At 70.5% G+C, this 21,518-nt stretch carries 18 protein-coding genes and 1 pseudogene; 10 read left to right on the top strand and 9 right to left on the bottom strand.

From position 1 onward, the window contains the following. Positions 1-37: 37 nt before the first annotated feature. Together lysS and G3N18_RS08060 are read left to right on the top strand one after the other, a co-directional pair. Positions 38-1,567: a lysine--tRNA ligase gene (gene lysS / locus G3N18_RS08055; protein WP_196383785.1), complete on the top strand. Its 1,530-nt coding sequence runs from the start codon at positions 38-40 to the stop codon at positions 1,565-1,567. Between the two features lie 12 nt (positions 1,568-1,579). After that, entirely contained in the window at positions 1,580-2,299 is a 720-nt protein-coding gene (locus G3N18_RS08060; RefSeq protein WP_196383786.1) for a LysE family transporter, read from the top strand. A gap of 109 nt (positions 2,300-2,408) precedes the next feature. Here the strand turns inward: G3N18_RS08060 and G3N18_RS08065 are convergent, their stop codons facing one another. Next, on the bottom strand, positions 2,409-3,668 hold the full coding sequence (locus tag G3N18_RS08065; protein WP_196383787.1) for a DUF4192 family protein: 1,260 nt from the start codon (positions 3,666-3,668) through the stop codon (positions 2,409-2,411). Between the two features lie 100 nt (positions 3,669-3,768). Here G3N18_RS08065 and G3N18_RS08070 point away from each other — a divergent pair, with 100 nt between their 5' ends. From G3N18_RS08070 to G3N18_RS08085, 5 genes are all read left to right on the top strand, one after another. After that, positions 3,769-3,963: a hypothetical protein gene (locus G3N18_RS08070; protein WP_196383788.1), complete on the top strand. Its 195-nt coding sequence runs from the start codon at positions 3,769-3,771 to the stop codon at positions 3,961-3,963. A gap of 49 nt (positions 3,964-4,012) precedes the next feature. After that, positions 4,013-5,473, top strand: a complete 1,461-nt coding sequence (cls, locus tag G3N18_RS08075; RefSeq protein WP_196383789.1) for a cardiolipin synthase — start codon at positions 4,013-4,015, stop codon at positions 5,471-5,473. 55 nt (positions 5,474-5,528) lie between these two features. After that, a complete protein-coding gene (locus G3N18_RS16325) occupies positions 5,529-5,660 on the top strand; it encodes a hypothetical protein (protein ID WP_268932589.1) in 132 nt (43 codons plus the stop codon). Positions 5,661-5,867: 207 nt separating this feature from the next. Next, positions 5,868-6,485, top strand: a complete 618-nt coding sequence (locus tag G3N18_RS08080; RefSeq protein ID WP_196383790.1) for a hypothetical protein — start codon at positions 5,868-5,870, stop codon at positions 6,483-6,485. A gap of 34 nt (positions 6,486-6,519) precedes the next feature. Then, positions 6,520-9,048, top strand: coding sequence for an ATP-dependent Clp protease ATP-binding subunit (locus G3N18_RS08085; protein WP_196383791.1), 2,529 nt, complete (start codon positions 6,520-6,522; stop codon positions 9,046-9,048). A gap of 70 nt (positions 9,049-9,118) precedes the next feature. Here the strand turns inward: G3N18_RS08085 and G3N18_RS08090 are convergent, their stop codons facing one another. The 5 genes from G3N18_RS08090 to G3N18_RS08110 form a co-directional block, all read right to left on the bottom strand. Then, on the bottom strand, positions 9,119-9,946 hold the full coding sequence (locus G3N18_RS08090) for a FadR/GntR family transcriptional regulator (protein ID WP_230404022.1): 828 nt from the start codon (positions 9,944-9,946) through the stop codon (positions 9,119-9,121). Between the two features lie 56 nt (positions 9,947-10,002). Then, positions 10,003-10,782, bottom strand: a complete 780-nt coding sequence (locus tag G3N18_RS08095) for a 3-oxoacyl-ACP reductase (protein ID WP_196383792.1) — start codon at positions 10,780-10,782, stop codon at positions 10,003-10,005. A gap of 85 nt (positions 10,783-10,867) precedes the next feature. Beyond that, the gene (locus tag G3N18_RS08100; protein ID WP_196383793.1) at positions 10,868-12,241 is read right to left on the bottom strand and encodes an aldehyde dehydrogenase family protein; all 1,374 of its coding nucleotides are present in this window, start codon (positions 12,239-12,241) and stop codon (positions 10,868-10,870) included. Next, entirely contained in the window at positions 12,238-13,068 is an 831-nt protein-coding gene (locus G3N18_RS08105) for a gamma-glutamyl-gamma-aminobutyrate hydrolase family protein (protein WP_196383794.1), read from the bottom strand. The genes G3N18_RS08100 and G3N18_RS08105 overlap by 4 nt, the downstream gene beginning before the upstream one ends. Continuing rightward, positions 13,049-14,404, bottom strand: coding sequence for a glutamine synthetase family protein (locus tag G3N18_RS08110; RefSeq protein ID WP_196383795.1), 1,356 nt, complete (start codon positions 14,402-14,404; stop codon positions 13,049-13,051). The genes G3N18_RS08105 and G3N18_RS08110 overlap by 20 nt, the downstream gene beginning before the upstream one ends. Positions 14,405-14,648: 244 nt before the next feature. Between G3N18_RS08110 and G3N18_RS08115 the strand changes: the two genes are divergently transcribed. Beyond that, entirely contained in the window at positions 14,649-16,154 is a 1,506-nt protein-coding gene (locus G3N18_RS08115; RefSeq protein ID WP_196383796.1) for an amino acid permease, read from the top strand. Positions 16,155-16,206: 52 nt separating this feature from the next. On the opposite strand, the gene G3N18_RS08120 is transcribed toward G3N18_RS08115, so the two are convergent. The 3 genes from G3N18_RS08120 to G3N18_RS08130 all read right to left on the bottom strand — a co-directional run bounded on the left by G3N18_RS08120 (position 16,207) and on the right by G3N18_RS08130 (position 20,632). Further along, on the bottom strand, positions 16,207-17,076 hold the full coding sequence (locus tag G3N18_RS08120) for an amidase domain-containing protein (protein WP_196383797.1): 870 nt from the start codon (positions 17,074-17,076) through the stop codon (positions 16,207-16,209). Between the two features lie 68 nt (positions 17,077-17,144). After that, a complete protein-coding gene (locus G3N18_RS08125) occupies positions 17,145-18,083 on the bottom strand; it encodes a transglutaminase family protein (RefSeq protein WP_196383798.1) in 939 nt (312 codons plus the stop codon). After that, entirely contained in the window at positions 18,080-20,632 is a 2,553-nt protein-coding gene (locus G3N18_RS08130; protein ID WP_196383799.1) for a circularly permuted type 2 ATP-grasp protein, read from the bottom strand. The genes G3N18_RS08125 and G3N18_RS08130 overlap by 4 nt, the downstream gene beginning before the upstream one ends. Before the next feature lie 118 nt (positions 20,633-20,750). Here G3N18_RS08130 and G3N18_RS08135 point away from each other — a divergent pair, with 118 nt between their 5' ends. Both G3N18_RS08135 and G3N18_RS08140 read left to right on the top strand, forming a co-directional pair. Further along, positions 20,751-21,251, top strand: coding sequence for an amino-acid N-acetyltransferase (locus G3N18_RS08135; protein WP_196383800.1), 501 nt, complete (start codon positions 20,751-20,753; stop codon positions 21,249-21,251). Positions 21,252-21,330: 79 nt separating this feature from the next. Continuing rightward, positions 21,331-21,518 (top strand): annotated as a pseudogene (locus G3N18_RS08140) (hypothetical protein); the annotation flags it as partial.

The following is a 21,518-nucleotide window of genomic DNA, read 5'->3' on the forward strand; positions in this document are numbered from 1 at the left end:
GGTAGAATCGGACGCGACTTTCGAGGAGCCCCCCACCATGACCGACGCGCCCGATACCGCGCCCGCCGAATCCGCCGCCGAGCTCGACGACATCCACGAGCAGAAGGCCGTGCGGCTCGGCAAGCGCGAGCGGCTCATCGCCGAACGGGTGGATGCCTCGGGCGGCGCCTACCCCGTCGCCGTGCCCGTCACCGACACGATCCCGGCGCTGCGCGAGCGGTACGCCGACCTCGAAGCCGGGGCCGAGACGGGCGTGACCGCGTCGGTCGCCGGCCGTGTCGTGTTCAGCCGCAACACCGGCAAGCTGTGCTTCGCGTCGCTGCAGTCGGGCGACGGATCGCGCATTCAGGCGATGGTCTCGCTCGCCGAGGTGGGCGAGGACTCACTGCAGGCGTGGAAAGAACTCGTCGATCTCGGCGACCACGTGTCGGTGACCGGTCAGGTCATCTCGAGCCGCCGCGGCGAGCTGTCGATCATGGTGGCGAGCTGGGCGATCGCGGCGAAGGCGCTGCTGCCGCTGCCGAACCTGCACACCGAGCTGTCTGAAGAGGGGCGCGTGCGCTCGCGCTTTCTCGACCTGATCGTCCGCGACGCGGCGCGCGACACCGTCATCGCCCGCGCCAAGGTGAACGCGTCGCTGCGCGACACCTTCACGAACCACGGATTCCTCGAGGTCGAGACCCCGATGCTGCAGGTGCAGCACGGCGGAGCGGCGGCCCGCCCGTTCGTCACGCACTCGAACGCGTTCGACGCCGACCTGTTCCTGCGCATCGCCCCCGAACTCTTCCTCAAGCGCGCCGTCGTCGGCGGCATCGACCGCGTGTTCGAGATCAACCGCAACTTCCGCAACGAGGGCGCAGACTCGACCCACAGCCCCGAGTTCGCGATGCTCGAGGCCTACCAGGCGTACAGCGACTACAACGGCATCGCCGACCTCACGCAGGAGCTCATCCAGAACGCCGCCCGCGCGGTGTCGGGCACGACCGTGGTGACCTGGGCCGACGGCACCGAGTACGACCTCGGCGGCCAGTGGGCGCGCATCTCGATGTACGGGTCGCTCAGCGAGGCATCCGGCCGTACCATCACACCCGAGACGCCGCTCGACGAGCTGCAGGCGCTCGCCGCCGAGGTCGGCGTCGAGGTTCCCGAGAAGGTCGCGACGCACGGCAAGTTCGTCGAAGAGCTGTGGGAGCACTTCGTCAAGGGCGGCCTCGAGCGCCCGACGTTCGTGATGGATTTTCCCCTCGACACGTCGCCGCTCGTGCGCGAGCACCGCACGACGCCCGGCGTGGTCGAGAAGTGGGACCTCTACGTGCGCGGCTTCGAGCTCGCGACGGGGTACTCCGAGCTCGTCGACCCGGTGATCCAGCGCGAGCGTTTCGTCGAGCAGGCGAAGCTCGCCAAGCGCGGCGACGACGAGGCGATGCGCGTCGACGAGGAGTTCCTGCGCGCACTCGAGCACGGCATGCCGCCGACGGGCGGCATGGGAATGGGCATCGATCGCCTGCTGATGGCCATTACGGGCCTCGGCATCCGCGAGACGATCCTGTTCCCCCTCGTCAAGTAGCGCGCGCTCGCCGTGGCGCTCTCGCTGTGGCTCACGCTGCTCGTCGCGTGCGTCGTGATCAGCTTCACCCCGGGCGCGGGCGTCATCAACACGATGGGCAACGCCCTGAACCACGGGTTCCGGCGTGCGATCTGGGGCATTCTCGGCCAGCAGGCCGCGCTGATCGTGCACATCGCGATCGTCGCGCTCGGGGTCGGCGTGCTCGTCGCGTCGTCGCCGGTGCTGTTCAACGTCATCCGCTACGCCGGGGCCGCGTACCTCGCCTACCTCGGTCTGCGGTTGATCCTGCAGCGCCCGTCCCCCGAGGCGCCGGGCGCGGAAGCGTGGACCGACGAAGACGAGCCGATGGATGCCTCGGCACCCGTCGGCTCGCCCGCCGCAGCCTCGGCGCCCGCGGTCGTCTCGGCGCCAGCGGGCGAGACTGCGGCCGAGACCCGCTGGTCGATGTTCCGCCGCGGCCTGTGGGTCAACCTGCTCAATCCGAAGGCGATCGTGTTCTTCCTCGCCTTCCTGCCCCAGTTCATCCGCCCCGCCGACCCGCTGCTGCCCCAGTACGCCACCGTCGCGGTGACCGCCGTCGCCGTCGACGTGGCCGTGATGTGGGGCTTCTTCGCGGTGGCGGCGCAGGGCTTCCGCCGGTTCACCCGCACGGCCCGCGGCCAGCGCGTGATCGACGTGGTCTTCGGGTCGCTCTTCCTCGCCGTCGCCCTCCTGCTCGCCCTGATTCACTGACCCCCGCCCTGATTCAGTGACGCACCTGGCGGGTTTCGCGGGTCGCTCGGCGCCGGCATCCGCGCGCGATTCCGGCTCGAACCGACCCGCGAACCGGACCCATCGGCCCTCACCCCACCCGGAACGCCCAGTCGGGCAGATGCCCCGCCCGCACGAACGAGCGCACGATGTCGGCCAGCCCGTGCCGGCGGTCGATCGCGAGCGCCATCGCGGCGTAGCGGTCGGCGTGCGACGACCGCCCGAGCGCCCACGACAACCAGGCGCAGAGGGCGAGCGGACCGGGCCGGTGCGCCTTGGGCACGAGCGCCGCGACCTCGCGCACGAGCGCCAGCGCCCGCTGCAGCCGCTCGGCGTCGGGCCGGGCGCCGTCGCCCCACATCACTTCGGCGAGGTCGGCGGGGTACTCCGCGCCGTCTTCCCACCGGCGCTGGGCCTCCATCGCCATGTCGCCGCCGCTCGCATCGCTCGCCCACTGCACGAGCGCGATGTCGCGCAGCGACGGCCGCGACAGGCACCATCCGAGCATTGCCGCGTGCATCGGCTCTGCTGACGGATGCCACGTCAGCGCCGCCTCGAACAGCGCGGGCAGGTCGTCGAGCTCGCACGCCGCCTCGAGCGCTGCCGGATCGATTCGCGCGCTCGCCGACGCCCGGTCGACCGGCTCCTCGGCCGAGTCGCCGTGCGCCGCACTCCCGCGCGCGCCGCCGGCGACCGAGGGGATGCCGCAGAGCACCTCGAGCGCCATCGACAGCGCGTCCAGCGCACGAGCCACGGCCCGCCGCGACGAAGCGTCGACGCGCGGCAGCGTCGCCCCCGACGCCTGATCGCCCGCCGGCACCGCATCCGCCCCCGCCGCTTCGAGCGCGACCGCCGCGGCCCGGTGCACACGCAACCGGTCGAGCGGGTGACCGCCGGGCGGCAGATCGGGATCGTCGTGCGAGCCCCAGCCATTGGATGCCACGGTCAGCGCGTCGATCAGGTGCAAGCCGCAGGCATACGCGTGCGCGTCGAGCGCGTCGATCAGGTCGGCACCGGGAAGGTCGGGAAGGTCCGGCAGGCTCGGCAGGTCGCCGAACGCACCGCCCTGCCCCAGACCGAACGCGGCGCCGGGCGGTGATCCGATGGCCTCGTCGGTGTAGACGACCGCGATGAGCGCCTCGGCCTCGGCGATGCGGCACATCATGCCGATCGCCTGCGAGGCGACGGTGTCGACGACGTCTTCGTGCGGAAGGTCGAGGCGCATCGCGCCGAGGCTTCGCCCGCGCGCCATCGGCACGAGCACGAGGCTCCGCGTCGGCGTGAAGCCGAGCAGACGGGGAATGAGAGACAGGAACTGCGCCGCATCTGCGGCCTTCACGGTGAGAGACATGGGCACGAGCGTGCTCGCCCGCGTGGGCCCGTGGGAGCCGCGCCGGGCCGAATGTGGAGGCCGAATCGACGACTGTGGATAACTTCCGTACGATGGAGGCATGGATTCGTACTGGGCTGCCGTCGTCTGGTCGCTGCTGCCCACGATCGTCGTGCTGGGACTGTTCGCGTTCGTGCTGCGCTCGATCATGCGCATGGACCGCAGCGAGCGACGCGCCTACGCCCGCGTCGAAGACGAAGAGCGCGCCAAGCGCGGACTGCCGCCGCGGGGCTCCGACACGCCCGCAGCCCCGTAAACCCCGCCCGTCGCTACGCTGAACCCAGCGGAACGACGAAGGAGCGCGCGTGGATCAGACCGGCTGGGCACTCGTCTGGGTCATCTTCGTCTTCGTCGTCGACATCGCCGTGCGCATCCTCGCGATCATCTTCGTGCCGCGCAACCGCCGCCCGACCGCCGCGATGGCCTGGCTGCTGGCGATCTACTTCATTCCGATCGTCGGCGTGCTGCTGTTCCTGCTCATCGGCAACCCGCGTCTGCCGCGCAATCGCCGCCGCAAGCAGGAGGTCATCAACGAGAGGATCCGGCAGATGAGCCACGGGCTCGACCTCGGAACCCTCCGCCCGAACGCCCCCGAATGGTTCCGCTCTCTCGTTCGCCTGAACCGCAACCTCGGCGCCATGCCCATCTCGGGCGACAACGGCGCCACCCTCATCTCGGGCTACGAGGAGTCGATCGACACGATGGCCGCCGCCATCCGCGAGGCGCAGGACTACGTCCACGTCGAGTTCTACATCCTGCAGTCGGATGCCACGACCGAGAGCTTCTTCGCCGCGATGGAGGAGGTCGCAGCCCGCGGGGTCAAGGTGCGCGTGCTGCTCGACCACTGGGCCAACCACGGCAAGCCGTACTACAAGCAGACGCTGCGACGCCTCGAGGCGATGGGCGCCGACTGGCATCTGATGCTGCCGGTGCAGCCGTTCCGGGGCGCCTACACGCGGCCCGACCTCCGCAATCACCGCAAGCTCCTCGTCGTCGACGGCAAGGTCGGGTTCACCGGTTCGCAGAACGTCACCGACTCCACCTACAACCTCAAGAAGAACATCAGGCGGGGCCTGCACTGGGTCGACATGATGACGCAGGTGGACGGGCCGGTCGTGGCATCCATCAACGCCGTCTTCCTCAGCGACTGGTACAGCGAGACCGACGAGGTCATCGACGACATCGAACTGTTCGACGTCACGTCGGGCTCGGGTGATCTCGACTGCCAGGTCATCCCGTCGGGCCCCGGGTTCGAGTTCCAGAACAACCTCAAGCTGTTCATGTCGCTGCTGTTCGCGGCGCAGGACAAGCTCATCATCGTGTCGCCGTACTTCGTGCCCGACGAGGGGCTGCTCCTCGCGATCCAGACCGCCTGCCAGCGCGGGGTGCACGTGGAGCTGTTCGTCTCCGAAGAGGGCGACCAGGCGATGGTCTACCACGCGCAGCGGAGCTACTACGAGGCTCTCCTGCGCGGCGGCGTGAAGATCTACATGTACAAGAAGCCGTACATCCTGCACTCCAAGTCGATGTCGGTCGACGACGAGGTCGCCGTCATCGGGTCGAGCAACATGGACATGCGCTCGTTCGGTCTCAACCTGGAGATCTCGCTGCTCGTACGCGGCGAGGAATACGTGCGCCAGCTGCGCGCCGTCGAAGACCAGTACCGCGCGTCGAGCCGCGAGCTCACCCTCGACGAGTGGATGAAGCAGCCGCTCCGCTCGACCGTGCTCGACAATCTCGCCCGGCTCACCTCGGCGCTGCAGTGAGGCTCGGCGGCCCGCACTGGGTGATCTTCGCCGACCAGGGGACAAGCCCTGCACCATGGACATGGCGCCCCGCGCGGCCCTCGTCTCGGTCGCCGGCCTCGGCGCCGACGACGACGACGGCACCACGATCACCCTGTCGGGCGCCGACGCCCAGGCGACGCCCGTCACGGTGCCCGTGATCGGCTGACACGCGGCTGCAAGGTCGGGTCGCCTGCGGCGCAGCGGGGACCGGTTCGCAGGCGCCGAATCGTGGATGCCGCGGCGCAACACCCGCACATCGGCGCCGCCGAACGCCCGCGTGATCGCCTCCTCCACAGGGCGGTTTCTGCGGGGGCGCGGCGCTCGACCTGTGGATAACGGCGTCGAGTGCGCCGAGGCCGGGCACGGTGGCCGAATGCATCGCCCACCCCTGCCGAGGTCGCTCGGCTCGGCGTTCGCCGTCGCAGACGCGCGTGCCGCTGGCGTCACGGCGTCGCGATTGCGCGCTCATGACCTCGGTCGCCCGTTCCACGGTGTCCGTGTCGCGCCGCTCGGCCACAGGATCGAGGTCAGTCCCGAAGCAGCCGTGCTCGAACTCGTCGAGCAGTACGCCTGCCGAATGACCGAACACGAGTTCTTCAGCCATGCGGCGGCGGCTGTGCTCTGGGGGCTGCCGCTGCCGATCGCATCGGTGCGCACGAGCGGTCTCGACGTCTCGGTGTTCGCGCCGCGGCGCGCCCCGGCATCCGTCGGCGTGTCCGGCCACACGGTGAGGAGGAGTCTCGCCCATGTGGTGACCCATCCCGCGCGCCGGGTGCGGGTGGCGAGCCCCGCGTCGACCGTGGCGATGCTCGCGGCGCGCGTGCCGCATCTCTACGACCTCGTCGCGGTGGCGGATGCCGCCGTGCGCGAGGGTCCGGGATGCGCGTACCCGCAACACGGCGCCGGCGAACGGGTGCAGAGCCGCCCGGGGCATCACGCCCCCAGCGAACACGGGCATACAGGCATCCGAGGCTCGTTAGCCTCTACGTAGGTGCCAGAGATCTCGGCACCCGGAGGAGCCTGACATGTTCGAGAGATTCACGGACCGTGCCCGTCGTGTGGTCGTCCTCGCCCAAGAAGAGGCGAAGATGCTCAACCACAACTACATCGGCACCGAGCACATCCTGCTCGGTCTCATCCACGAGGGCGAGGGCGTCGCCGCCAAGGCGCTCGAGAGTCTGGGCATCTCGCTCGACGCCGTGCGCGAGCAGGTGCAAGACATCATCGGCCAGGGTCAGCAGCAGCCGACCGGCCACATCCCCTTCACGCCGCGCGCAAAGAAGGTGCTCGAGCTGTCGCTGCGCGAAGCGCTGCAGCTCGGCCACAACTACATCGGCACCGAGCACATCCTGCTCGGTCTCATCCGCGAGGGCGAGGGCGTCGCCGCACAGGTGCTCGTCAAGCTCGGCGCCGACCTCAACAAGGTGCGTCAGCAGGTCATCCAGCTGCTCTCGGGCTACCAGGGCAAAGAGCCCGCGGGTGTCGCCGCCGGTGCCGGCGAGCAGAACCAGCAGGGCGCCCAGGGCGGCTCGGCGGTGCTCGACCAGTTCGGCCGCAACCTCACGCAGGCCGCGCGCGACAACAAGCTCGACCCCGTCATCGGGCGCGAGAAAGAGATCGAGCGCGTGATGCAGATCCTGTCGCGCCGCTCGAAGAACAACCCCGTCCTCATCGGCGAGCCCGGCGTCGGCAAGACCGCCGTCGTCGAGGGTCTCGCGCAGGCGATCGTGAAGAACGACGTGCCCGAGACGCTGAAGGACAAGCAGGTCTACTCGCTCGACCTCGGCTCGCTCATCGCCGGGTCGCGCTACCGCGGTGACTTCGAAGAGCGCCTCAAGAAGGTCACGAAAGAGATCCGCACGCGCGGCGACATCATCGTCTTCATCGACGAGATCCACACCCTGGTGGGTGCGGGCGCCGCCGAGGGCGCGATCGACGCGGCATCCATTCTGAAGCCGCTCCTCGCCCGCGGTGAGCTGCAGACGATCGGTGCCACGACCCTCGACGAGTACCGCAAGCACTTCGAGAAGGATGCCGCGCTCGAGCGCCGGTTCCAGCCGATCCAGGTGGCCGAGCCGAGCCTGCCCCACGCGATCAACATCCTCAAGGGGCTGCGCGACCGCTATGAGGCGCACCACAAGGTGCAGATCACCGACGGCGCGATCGTCGCGGCGGCGAACCTCGCCGACCGCTACATCAGCGACCGGTTCCTGCCCGACAAGGCCATCGACCTGATCGACGAGGCCGGCGCGCGCCTGCGTCTGTCGATCCTGTCGAGCCCGCCCGAGCTGCGTGAATTCGACGAGAAGATCGCCAAGGTCCGCGACGACAAGGAGATCGCGAGCGAAGAGCAGGACTTCGAGAAGGCCGCGTCGCTGCGCGACGAGGAGAAGTCGCTGCTCGCCGAGCGCCTGCGCCTCGAGAAGCAGTGGCGCTCGGGCGACGTCGCGACCCACGCGGTCGTCGACGAGGGCCTGATCGCCGAGGTGCTGGCGCAGGCCACCGGCATCCCCGTCTTCAAGCTCACCGAAGAAGAGACCAGCCGCCTCGTCTTCATGGAGAAGGCGCTGCACCAGCGCGTCATCGGGCAGGAAGAGGCGATCGCCGCGCTCAGCCGCACGATCCGCCGCCAGCGCGCGGGTCTGAAAGACCCGAAGCGCCCCTCGGGCTCGTTCATCTTCGCCGGCCCCACGGGCGTGGGAAAGACCGAGCTGGCCAAGGCGCTCGCCGAGTTCCTCTTCGACGACGAGGGCGCGCTGATCTCGCTCGACATGAGCGAGTTCGGGGAGAAGCACACGGTCTCGCGACTGTTCGGTGCCCCTCCCGGGTTCGTCGGCTTCGAAGAGGGTGGCCAGCTCACCGAGAAGGTGCGGCGCAAGCCGTTCTCGGTCGTGCTCTTCGACGAGATCGAGAAGGCGCACCCCGACATCTTCAACTCGCTGCTGCAGATCCTCGAAGAGGGCCGCCTGACCGACGGTCAGGGCCGCGTCATCGACTTCAAGAACACGGTCATCATCATGACGACCAACCTTGGATCGTCGGCGATCGCCGGCGGCCCCGTCGGGTTCCAGGTCGAGGGCAACGCGCAGACGACGTACGAGCGGATGAAGGGCAAGGTCGACGAAGAGCTCAAGCGGCACTTCAAGCCCGAGTTCCTCAACCGCGTCGACGACGTGATCGTCTTCCCGCAGCTGAACAAGCAGGAACTGCGTCAGATCGTGGGCCTGTTCACCAAGCGTCTGTCGGAGCGTCTGCTCGACCGTGACATGACGGTGGAGCTGACCGACGCCGCGAAGGACAAGCTCATCGAGATCGGGTTCGACCCGACGCTCGGTGCCCGGCCCCTCCGCCGCGCCATGCAGCGCGAGGTCGAAGACCAGCTGTCGGAGCGCATCCTGCACGGCGAGCTGAACCCCGGCGACCACGTGAAGGTCGACGTCGAAGACGGCAAGTTCGCCTTCGAGCACGGCCCGCGCGGCGAGCGGGTGGCCGTCGGTGTGGGCGCTGCGGCGCCCGCCATCGAGGCCACGCCCGACATCGTCGCGGGCGCCTAGCCCGCACACGCGGAAAAGGGGGTCGGATGCCAGTGGCATCCGACCCCCTTCCGCGTGCGCAGACGCGGGCTTACGACACGAACCCGCGGATGAGGGCGGCCGACGCGTCGGCGTGCTCCCGCATCGCGGCAGCGGCCTCGTCAGGCCGACCGGTGAGGATCGCCTGCACGATGTGGGCGTGCTGCTCTTGCGAGTGCTCGATCGTGCGGGTGAGGAGCGGAAAGGCGTCGAGCCACGCGGTGATGCGGGCGCGGTTCTCGGCGATGAGCGGCACGAGCGAGGGGATGCCTGCGGCGTGCGCGATCGTCAGGTGCAGCAGCGAGTCGAGCCGTCGGTAGTCGTCGAGGTCGGCGCCGGTCATCGCTTCGAAGCGGGCCCACAGCTCTTCGCGCTCGGCGGCAGTCAGCTCGCGCGAGGCGGCCGCGCGCGCAGCGCCCGCCTCGAGCACCTGCCGCATGGCGAGCACGTCGTCGAGCTCGGACAGGTCGGCGGGGGAGGGGCGGGGCGGAACCGGCAGCGGATCGGCGACGAACGTTCCGCCGCTCCGGCCCCGCCGCCGCACGAGAAAACCCGTGTCGGCGAGCTCGCGGATCGCCTCGCGCACCGTGTCGCGACTGACCTCGTAGAGCTCGGCGAGCATCCGCTCGGCGGGCAGCGCCTCGCCGGGGGCGACGACGCCGAGCCTGATCGTCTGGGCGATGCGCGCGACGGTGTCTTCGAGCGCGTTGCTGCGCCGCACGGGTCGGTACAGCGCCCGCCCGACCGTGTCGCCGACGGGCGCCTCAGCGGGCAAGCCAGCGGGCAGCCCGGCCGACAGGGCGACAGGAAGCCCGACGGATGCCTCGGCCCCGGCGGGCGCGCCGACGGGCGTTCCCTGCGCCGCAGCATCCATCGTCATGCGCCCATTCTCCCTCGCGACCTGCGCCGCCTCGCCAACCGCGCCGCCGCGGCGGCTCAGAGCGGCGTGACGTAGGCGTTCGTGATGCCGCCGTCGACCACGAAGGCCGTCGCGGTGATGAACGACGCGTCGTCCGAGGCGAGGAACGCGACCGCCGCCGCCATCTCTTCGGGCTCGGCGAACCGGCCGACGGGCACGTGCACGAGGCGCCGATGCGCGCGCTCGGGGTCTTTCGCGAACAGCTCTTGCAGGAGCGGCGTGTTCACGGGCCCCGGGCAGAGCGCGTTCACGCGGATGCCCTGGCGCGCGAACTGCACCCCCAGCTCGCGCGTCATCGCCAGCACGCCGCCCTTCGAGGCCGTGTACGAGATCTGCGACGTCGCCGACCCGAGCAGCGCCACGAACGACGCCGTGTTGATGATCGACCCGCGGCCGGCGGGCACCATGTGCCGCAGCGCCGCGCGCGAGCAGAGGTACACGCTCTTGAGGTTCACGTCTTGCACGCGATCCCACGCGGGCAGTTCGGTCGTCTCGATCGAGTCATCGTCGGCGGGCGAGATGCCGGCGTTGTTGAACGCGATGTCGACCGCGCCGAGCTCGGCGGCGACCCCGTCGAAGAGGGCGTTGACGGATGCCTCGTCGGCCACGTCGACCGTGCGGAAGACGCCGCCCACCTCGTCGGCGGCGCGCTGCCCGGTCGCTTCGTCGAGGTCGGCGATCACGACGCGGGCGCCTTCGGCGGCGAAGCGGTGGGCGGTGGCGAGGCCGATGCCCGACGCGCCGCCGGTGATGATCGCGACGCGATCGCGCAGGCGCTGGGTGAGGTCGACGGTCATGACGGGTTCCTTCCGGTGAAGCAGACGGTGAAGCAGGCGGTGAAGCAAGCGGTGGCGCACAGAGTCGGGCGGGCGGATGGGCCGGTCACGAGGCATCCGTCGCGTAGAACACGTTCTTGGTCTCGGTGAAGTGCTCGGCCGCGTCGGGGCCGAGCTCGCGGCCGAGGCCCGAGGCCTTCATGCCGCCGAACGGCGCCCAATACCGCACCGACGAGTGCGAGTTGACCGAGAGCACGCCGCTGCGCACGCCGCGCGAGACCCGCACGGCGCGGCCGAGGTTCTCGGTCCAGATCGAGCCGGCCAGGCCGTAGATCGTGTCGTTGGCGAGACGGATCGCGTCGGCCTCGTCGTCGAAGGGGAGCACGGCGACGATCGGCCCGAACACCTCGTCTTGCGCGATGCGGTCGCCGGGCGCGGCGAGCACGACGGCGGGCGCGAACCAGAACCCGTCGCCGGCCTCGGCGCCGGTGGGCGCGCTGCCGCGGAAGGCAACGTTCGCGCCGTCGAGAAAGCTTGCGACACCGTCGCGGTGACCGGCCGAGATGAGCGGACCCATGTCGACGTCGTCGCGGGTCGGGTCGCCGACGCGCCAGGCGGCGACGGCGGGCTCGAGCAGTTCGAGGAACCGGTCGTACACCGACCGCTGCACGAGCAGGCGGCTGCGGGCGCAGCAGTCCTGCCCGGCGTTGTCGAACACCGCGCCGGGCGCGGCGGCGGCAGCGCGCTCGAGGTCGGCGTCGTCGAACACGATGTTCGCGCTCTTGCCGCCGAGTTCGAGGGTGACCGGCTTCAGCAGGCGCGCGCACCCGGCGGCGACCTCGGTGCCCACTTCGGTCGACCCGGTGAAGACGACCTTTCGCACGTCGGGGTGGCTGACGAAGCGCTGACCGACGACCGAGCCCGAGCCGACGATCACCTGGAACAGCCCCTCGGGCAGACCCGCCTCGAGGGCCAGCTCGCCGAGCCGGATCGCGGTGAGCGGGGTGAGCTCGGCGGGTTTCAGCACGACGGCGTTCCCGGCGGCGAGCGCGGGCGCGAACCCCCACGAGGCGATCGTCATGGGAAAGTTCCACGGCACGATGATCCCGACCACGCCGTACGGCTCGTGAAAAGTCACGTCGATGCCGCCCGGCACCGGGATCTGCGCGCCGAGCAGACGCTCGGGGGCGCCCGCGTAGTAATTCAGCACCTGGCCGACGTGCGCCGCCTCCCACCGGGCCGAGCCGATCGGATGCCCCGAGTTCTGCACCTCGATGCGGGCGAGTTCTTCGACGTGCTCCTCGACGACGCGTGCGAACGCGCGCAGGGCGTCGGCGCGGGCGCCGGGAGGGAGCGCGGCCCAGCGGCGCTGCGCGACGACGGCGCGCGAGACCGCGGCATCCACCTCGGCCACGTCGGCGCGCTCGAGCGTCGCGATCGGCTGTGCGGTCGCGGGGTTCAGGACGGTGAGCGCGCTCATGCGAGGGCCTCCGCACGGTCAGAGGGGACACCGGCACCGGCGACGCCGCCCGCCCGGGAGGCGCGATACGCACCCGCCGCGGCGACGAGCCCCTCGAACAGCCGCCGGTCGGAACTGTTCTCTTCGGGATGCCACTGCACCGCCACGAGGAAGTCGTCGCCCGGTGCCTCGAACGCCTGCACGAGGCCGTCGTCGGTCGTCGCCGAGACGACGACGCCCGCCCCGACGCGGTCGATGCCCTGGTGATGGTAGCTGTGCACGCCATAGTCGCCCGCGCCGATCAGCTCGGCCAGGCGCGACCCGGCCGCGACCTCGACGGTGTTCTCGGCGAACACGCCGCCGCCGATGCGGTAGCGGTCGGTGGGCGCCTCAGCGCCCTCGCCTCCGAGCGGGGCGGTGCCGAGCGCTTCGGGCAGGTGCTGGTGCAGCGTGCCGCCGAGGGCGACGTTGATCAGCTGCAGGCCGCGGCAGATGCCGAACACCGGCATGCCGCGGCGCTGCGCGCCGGCGAGCAGGGCGAGCTCCCACGCGTCGCGGTCGGGGCGCGCCGGGTCGGTCGTCGGGTGGCGCTCGGCGCCGTAGAGCTCGGGCTGCACGTCGAGGCCGCCCGTGAGGATCAGCCCGTCGAGCCCGTCGAGCACGACCTCCGCGGCGCGCTCGGGCTGTGCCTGCGGGGGCAGCAGCACGGCGGCGGCGCCCGACGAGGTCACCGCCTCGAAGTACTGCTGCGGCAGGAACGAGGCGCGCACGTCCCACACCCCCTGGCGCGCACGCTCGAGGTAGGTGGTGAGGCCCACCACGGGCAGGTCAGAGTCGTTCGAAGCCACGCACGCGCTCCCAATCGGTGACGGCGGCGTCGAAGGCCTCGACCTCGATGCGCGCCTGGTGGACGTAGTGGTCGATCACGTCGTCGCCGAAGGCGGCGCGGGCGATCGTCGAGCCGTCGAGCAGGTCGGCGGCGTCGCGGAGGGTGGTCGGCAGGGTGTCGACGCCGGTCGCATAGGCGTTTCCGGTGACCGGGTCGGGCAGTTCCAGCTCGTTCTCGATGCCGTAGAGGCCGCCCGCGATGATCGCCGAGATGCCGAGGTAGGGGTTGACGTCGCCGCCGGGCACCCGGTTCTCGACCCGCAGACCCGATCCGTGCCCGACGATGCGCAGCGCGCACGTGCGGTTGTCGACGCCCCATGCCACCCCGGTGGGGGCGAACGACCCCTTCGCGAACCGCTTGTACGAGTTGATCGTCGGGGCGTAGAGCAGAGTGAATTCGCGCAGCGTCGCCAGGATGCCGGCGATCCAGTGCCCCATCAGCGGGCTGAACCCGTGGGCGTCGTCGCCCGCCATCACAGGCGTGCCGTCGGTGGCGCGCACCGACAGGTGGATGTGGCAGCTGTTCCCCTCGCGCTCGTTGTACTTCGCCATGAAGGTGAGCGATTTACCGTGCTGATCGGCGATCTCTTTCGCGCCGTTCTTGTAGATCGTGTGCTGGTCGGCGGTCTCGAGCACCTCCGCGTAGCGGAAGGCGATCTCCTGCTGACCGAAGTTGCACTCGCCCTTCACGCCCTCGCAATACAGGCCCGCGCCTTCCATCCCGTTGCGGATGTCGCGCAGCAGAGGCTCGAGGCGCGTCGTCGAGAGCAGGTTGTAGTCGACGTTGTAGTCGGTGGATGCCTGCAGTTCGCGATAGCCCTTGGCCCAGGCATCCCGATACGAATCGTCGAAGACGATGAACTCGAGCTCGGTGCCGCTGAAGGCCACGAGGCCGCGCTCGGCGAGGCGTTCGCGCTGGCGGCCCAGGATCGTGCGCGGCGCCTGCACGACGGCGTCGCCGTGCTCCCACACGAGGTCGCTCATGACGAGGGCCGAGCCCGGCAGCCAGGGGATGCGGCGGAGCGTCGCGAGGTCGGGGCGGAGCACCATGTCGCCGTAGCCGGTCTCCCAGCTCGACATCGCGTAACCGTCGACGGTGTTGAGGTCGACGTCGACCGACAGCAGGTAGTTGCACGCCTCGGCGCCTTCGTGGGCGACGACGTCGCGCCACATGCGCCCCGACACCCGCTTGCCGGTGAGCCGCCCCTGCGCGTCGGCGAACGCGACGACGACCGTGTCGATCTCGCCGCTGTCGATCGCCGCGTTCAGCTCGGTCGTCGTCAGATTGCCTGGCATGGTGGTTCCTCCCGCGCAGTGCGGCCCGCCTCGTTGCGAGCCAACCTACCTTTACGCGGTCGTCGAGCACGAGCGCGTGATCGTTCTGTGCGGCAACTGTAACGAGGAAGTCACACAAAAAGGTAGACGCAACCTGCCATTGGGCGACACAATCGTGCGAAACGCGGTCACGACGACGTGAGCGCGCCGACCCACCCGTGGTCACCCGCAGTCACCGCAGTCACCCGACGTCACCGGAGGACGGATGTCAGAAACGACCAACACCCACAAGGTCGCCGGAGCCACGTACGTGCGCGCCGACGGCGACTACTTCGAGCGCCGTACCTTGCGCCGCTCCGCCGGCATCTGGGGGCTCTGGGGGCTCGCCGTCGCCGCCGTCATCTCGGGAGACTTCTCGGGGTGGAACTTCGGCATCGACTTCGCCGGCTTCGGCGGCATGCTCATCGCCTTCGCGATCCTCGTGGTCATGTACTACGGCATGATCTTCTCGATCGGCGAGATGTCGGCCGCCATGCCGCACACCGGCGGCGCCTACTCGTTCGCCCGCACCGCCATGGGCCCGTGGGGAGGGCTCATCACGGGCGCGGCCGAGACGATCGAGTATGTCGCCACGACCGCGGTGATCGTGTACTTCTCGGCGGCGTACGTCAACGGCATCCTCGACCCGCTTCTCGGCATCACTCTGCCCGGCTGGGTGCTGTACATCATCTTGTACGCGGTCTTCATCGCGCTGAACTCGGCCGGTGCGCACATCTCGTTCCGGTTCGCGATCGTGGTGTCGATCATCTCGATCGCGATCATCGTCGTGTTCTCGGTGATGGCGCTCTTCTCGCCCGCGCTCGACTGGGCGTCGCTGTGGAACATCGAGCCCGACCCGGGCTGGAACGAGTTCCTGCCCCACGGCGTGCTGCCGATCTTGTTCGCGCTGCCGTTCGCGATGTGGTTCTTCCTCGGCATCGAAGAGCTGCCGCTCGCGGCCGAAGAGTCGCTCGACCCCGTGCGCGACATTCCCAAGGCCGGTTTCTGGGCGCGCGGCACCCTGATCGTGACGGGCCTGCTCGTGCTGTTCTTCAACACGGCCCTGCTGGGCGCCGAAGACACCGGCGCCGCCGACCAGGGCGAGCCGCTGCTCAATGGCTTCCGCGCGATGGTCGGCGACCAGGTGGCGGCACTGCTGGCCCTGTTCGCCCTCGTGGGTCTGCTCGCATCGCTGCAGGGCATCATGTTCGCCTACGGGCGCAACATGTACTCGCTCTCGCGCGCCGGCTACTACCCGCGCTGGCTGTCGCTCACCGGCAAGCGGCAGACGCCGTGGGTCGCGCTGCTCGTGGGTGCGATCATCGGGTTCGTCGCCCTCGTGGTGCTCGACGTGCTCGCCGAGCTCAACCAGGGTGCGGGCGCGCTCGCCGGGGCGATCGTGCTGAACATCGCCGTGTGGGGCGCGGTCGTCGCGTACTTCTTGCAGCTGGTGTCGTACATCATCTTGCGCAAGAAGCACCCGCACCTGAACCGCCCGTACCGCAGCCCGTGGGGTGTGCCGGGCGCCGTGACCGCCGCGATCATCGCCGCGCTCATCTTCGTCGGGTTCCTGCTGAACCCGACCTACCTGCCGGCGATCGTGGCGATCGTGATCGTGTACGCGATCATCCTGATCGGCTTCGCGTTCCACTACCGCCACCGCCTCGTGCTCTCGCCTGAAGAGGAGTACGCGATCACCGACGGCGTGCCGGTGATCCGCGACGAGAGCTGAGCGAACGGGGTGCGGGGCAAGCGGAGACGCCACCCCGCACCCCGCTCGGCGATCAGGGGATGTGGTAGATCCACACCGTCGAGTCGGTGTGCTCGACGTTCAGCACGGTCTCGAGCTCGCGGTATTCGCCGTCTTCGTTGTGGCTGATGAAGTACACCTTGGGGGCGCCGCCGGGCACGTACTCGACCTTCGACACGGTCATGGTGTGGTCCATGGTGGTGTCGAGCTCGCCCCAGTGGAAGAGGCCGATGTCGCCGACGCGCACGCGGTCGAGGTCGTCTTGGGTCGCGTAGGTCAGGCCGAGCGCGTCGAAGTATTCGCTCATCTGCACCGTGCCGATCCACGCGTCAGAGGCCGTCCACATGCCGCCGTCGGAATACCAGGTGTCGTCGACCTTCCAGCCGCGGGCGATGAGGCCCTGGCTCGCGAAGTTCGTGCAGTCGCCGCCGAAGTCGTTGTAGTCGCCCCACACCGCGCTGTTGTACGAGAAGACGTACTGGTGCCGGTAGGCGAACTGGGCGGCGACGTCACCGCCGGTGGGCTGGGTGTTCGTGGCCGACGAGGCGGCGATGAGCGATGCGCGGTACGCCTCAGCGTCGGCGCGCACGGCGTCGGCGGCCTGCTGCGTGGCGGTCAGGGCGAGGTCTGCCGCTTCGGCCGTCGTCGCAGCACGAAGAACCTCGGATGCCTGGTACAGCGCGTCTTCGGTGGCACGCGACGCGTCGGAGTAGTCGGCGAGGGTCGCCATGGCCTCGTCGGCGGCGGCGGCGACGTCGAAGGTCGGAGCGTCGGCCGACCCGCTGGGCGGCGCCGACAGCGCGGTCGCGTCGGCGGTCTCGGCGGCTTCGGCGTTGCCGCTCGGGTCGTCGCCGAGAGATCCCACGAAGCCGAACACCCCGACCGTGAGCGCTGTGACGATCACCGCAGAGACGGCGACCGCCGGATCTATGCGTTTTTATAGAGAACCCGCACAATCCGCCGGGTGGACGCTCAGTCGGCGAGGGGCGCCACGTCGACCGATACGCGCAGCGTCGACTGCTTCGCCTTCGTGAAGATGATGCCCTTCACGGGAGACACATCGCCGTAGTCGCGTCCCCACGCGACCGTCACGTAGCGGTCGTCGGCCCACTGATCGTTGGTCGGGTCGATCGCGAGCCACTGGCCTTCGCCGGCCGGCCCGCCCGCGGCCTCGCCCGCCGCGTCGCCGGTCACCTCGCCGGTCGGGGGTAGCCACACGGACAGCCAGGCATGCGAGGCATCCGCCCCGAACACCCGCTCCTTGCCGGGCGCGGGCCGCGTCGCGAGGTAGCCCGACACGTACCGGGCTGCGACCCCGTGCGAGCGCAGGCAGGCCAGGGCCACGTGGGCGAAGTCCTGGCAGACGCCCGCGCGGGCGCGCATGGCGTCGGCGACCGTGCTGGTGACGGTCGTCGCGGTCTTGTCGTAGTCGAAGTCGCGGAAGATCCGCTGCATGAGGTCGGTGACCGCCTCGCCGAGCGGGCGGCCCGGCGTCAGCGACTCTGCGCCATACGCGACGGCGTCGGGCGCGTGCCGCGCGCGGGCCGACTCGAGCGCGTACTCGGTCGCCGCCCACGCCCCGGGGGTCTCGGGGTGCGCGAGCGGGCGCGCACGCTCCCACGGCTGCGCGAGGGCGGCGGGATCGTAGGCGGGCACGTCGACGTCGACCTCGCTCGAGGCGGTGATGGTGAGCTCGGAATGCGGGTCGGTCAGGTGGAAGTACGTCGACGCGTTGCCGAAATAGTCGGTGTCGGCGTCGAGATCGCCGGGCACGGGGTCGACGACGACAGCGGATGCCTCGAGTCGCTGCCACGGCAGATCGCGGGGCACCAGGTGGAACTGCCCGACGCTGTCTTGCACCGGCTTGCCGTAGGTGTAGGCGGTGCGGTGCCACACGCGGTAGCGGGTCATGCGCGGGCCTCCATCACTTCGACCAGCGACAGCTCCGACAGCGGAACGGCGGGCGGCCCGCTCTCGAAGTGCAGGTGGCGCACGGCATCCGACAACCGTTCGAGCTGCTCGCTCACGTGCGCGAGGTAGTCGACGAGCGCGTCTCGACGGCCGCCCGACACCGCGACGAGCGCGGTCACGTCGATGCCCGCCACCTCGGTGTCGAGGTGGTCGAGCAGGCGCTCGGCGCGGCTCGAGCCGGTCGAGGCGGGCATGGCCGCGAGGTGCGTGCGCAGTTCGGTCAGCGCGAAGGCCAGCGAGCGCGGGTTGCTGCCGTCGAGCAGCACCAGGTCGAGCACGTCCGACGCCCGCACCGAGCCGCGATAGCGGCGGCGGTAGGTGACGACGCTCTCGGATGCCAGGAGCACCGCCTCGAGCACGTCGCGCGTCGCGCGGGCGTCGTGCTTCTCGGCGAGGCCGGCGGTGAGCAGCTCGCACAGCTGCAGGCCGCGCTCGAGGTAGCGACCCGCCTCGATCATGTGCCAGCCGGTGTCGCGGATCATGTTCGCCGTCACGCCGTAGAGCGACAGCATGGCGGCGAGCATGCGCCCCCCCGACTCGGCGGTGCGGTGCGGGTGGGCCGAGCTGCGCAGCGCGCGGCTCGCCCGGTCGATGTTCGCGAAGACACGCCAGGTGTCGCCCGAGAGCTGATCGCGCACACCCGCCATCGCTTCGCGCAGGCGCGCGATCGAGTGGGCGGCCGAGCCGGGGCGTGCGGCGTCGAGCAGCAGCGAGCGCAGTTCGGGTTCGGGGTCGAGTGAGCGCATGCCGGCCAGGCGCGCGAGCGCGTCGAGCAGCACGCGGGGCGGGTCGGCGAGGACTCCGGCGATGTAGGCGCCGGGCTGGTCGAGCTCGGCTTGGGCTGCCAGCAGCAGCCGTAGCAGGTCTTCGGTGCGTTCGGCGTAACGCCCCGTCCAGAACATGTCGGCGTGGGCGCGGGGTGCGAGCGGCGGGATCGTGCGCGCCGACGAACCGGCCGGCAACGGCGCGATCTCGCTGAGGTTCTGATCGGGATCGTCGGTCTGCGCCTTGAGCACCCAGACGTCTTTCGTGCGCGGCGGGGCATCGGCGTGCGCGCGCACCGTGGCGAGCCCCCCGACGAGCGGGCGGTAGGTCGAGCCGTAACGCAGCGCGAAGGCGCGCAGGGTCAGCGGCTGCGCGGCGGCCCGGCCCGCGCGTTGCCCGGGGCGGGCGGGCGACCACACCGGCGTCTGCGACAGCGGCAACTGGTCTTGACCGACGAAGCGGTGCGGTGCGGCCGCGATGCGGGCGGCCAGCTCGCTCGGCGACAGGTCGCCGAGCGTCTTGCGCGGCTCGTCGATCGTGCGCACGATCAGCGTGGGGTCGCCCGCGGCCAGCCGTGCGAGAACGAGCTCACGGGATGCCTCGTCGCCGCACCACCACGTCGGCACCGACGGCAGGCGTAGTTGCTCACCGAGGAGCGCCTCGCACGCCTCGGCGAGGTAGGGCATGAGCGCCGGGTTCTCGAGCACGCCGGCCCCGAGGCCGTTCACGAGCCGCACGGTGCCGCGACGCACCGCCTCGGTGAGTCCCGCGACGCCCAACCGCGAGTCGCCGCGCAGTTCGAGCGGGTCGCACCACGCGGCATCCACACGACGGATGATCACGTCGATGCGGTCGGTGGGGCGCTTGGCCGGCCACCCGGCGGGCTTCATCCACACGAAGCCGCCCTGCACGACCAGGTCGCTGCCCTGCACGAGCGGAAAGCCGAGCGCGTTCGCGAGGAACGCCTGGTCGAACGCGGTCTCGCTGAGAGTACCCGGCGAGAGGAGCACAACGCGCGGGTCGTCGACTGTGTCGAGCGTCGACGAGAGCAGCGCCGCGCGCAGCGCCGCGAAGTAGGGGTCGAGGTGGTGGAGGCTGCTCTCTTGGAACAGGTCGGGCATGACCTGCGAGATCACGCGCCGGTTCTCGGCGGCGAAGCCGAGGCCCGACGGCGCCTGCACGCGGTCGGCGAGGGCGTGCCATTCGCCGTCGGCGTCGCGGCCGAGGTCGACCGCCGAGAGCAGCAGCGGCTGCGGGTCGACGGCGCTGCGCCGGGCCAGCGGCCGCAGGTAGCCGGAGTGGGCGAAGACCACCGCCGACGGCACGATCCCCTCGCGCAGCAGCCGGCGCTCGCCGTAGAGGTCGACGAGGATCGCGTTGAGCAGTTCGGCCCGCTGGGCGAGCGCGACCTCGAGTGGAGCCCACGCCGCCGCGTCGAGCACGAGCGGCACCGCATCGAGCTGCCACGGTTCGGCGCCGCCGTCGGGTGTTCCGGGCCGGGCGTACGAGACGCCGTCGTCGGCGAGAAAGCGCACGATCTCGCCGTCGACGCGGTGCAGATCGTCGGCGCTCAGCGCGAGGGCGTGCGAGGCGAGCGCCTTCCAGCCCGGGCGGAACGCGCCGTCCGACTCGACGACCTCGTCGTAGCGGGCGTGCTCGCCCGCGTCGGCGAGCGGCAGCGTCGGCTGAGACACCGTCGCGGCATAGTCGCGCAGCACACTCACGTCGGTCTTCTCCCGTCGCACCGGTCTGTCGGGCGCCGGCGGCCAGCATCCCCAGGTGACCAGCGTAGGGGTCATCGCGGGCCACGACGGCGCATCCGATCCGCAATACAGTGGGTGCGTGCCCGCCGTCACCGTCCGTTCCGCCCGCACGTCGGACGTGCGCGGCATTCTCGCGTTGCTGCAACCCTGGGTCGAGCGCCGGATTCTGCTCGGCAAAGACGTCGTCACGGTCTACGAGGCGGTGCAGGAGTTCGTCGTCGCCGAAGCCGACGGCGAGCTCGTCGGCTGCGGCGCGCTGCACGTCATGTGGGAAGACCTGGGTGAGATCCGCACGCTCATCGTGGCGGATGCCTGGGCGCACCACGGCGTCGGCGGCGCGATCGTCGACCGGTTGCAGCAGAACGCCCGCGAGCTCGGCCTGTCGCGACTTTTCTGCCTCACTTTCGAGGTTGACTTCTTCACGCGGCGCGGCTTCGCCCCGATCGGCGAGCAGGTCGTCGACCCCGATGTGTACTCGCAGCTGCTGCGCAGCCCCGACGAGGGCGTCGCCGAGTTCCTCGACCTCGCGCACGTCAAGCCGAACACGCTCGGCAACACGCGCATGCTCAAAGCGCTCTGACGGTCGAGAGTTCTCAGTCGCGCGGCCGTTCCGCGTGCCGCGGAGGTGAACGCGCGTTGCGGCGGCTTAGCCTGGAGCGGTGAGCACTCCGACCAGGCGCCGTCCGTCGCCGGCCGTCTACCGGCGCCGGCGGCTCGTGGCGCTGCTGCTGGCGATCGTCGTGGTGGGCGCCATCGTCGCGCTCGTGCTCGCACTGTGGCAACCGTGGCGGTCCGCCGCGCCCGTGTCGACCCCGGCGCCGTCGGTCTCGACCGCGGCGGCGACGGC

Origin of the sequence: Microbacterium paulum, assembly GCF_015707995.1 — a bacterium.
Taxonomy (GTDB): Bacteria; Actinomycetota; Actinomycetes; order Actinomycetales; family Microbacteriaceae; genus Microbacterium; species Microbacterium paulum.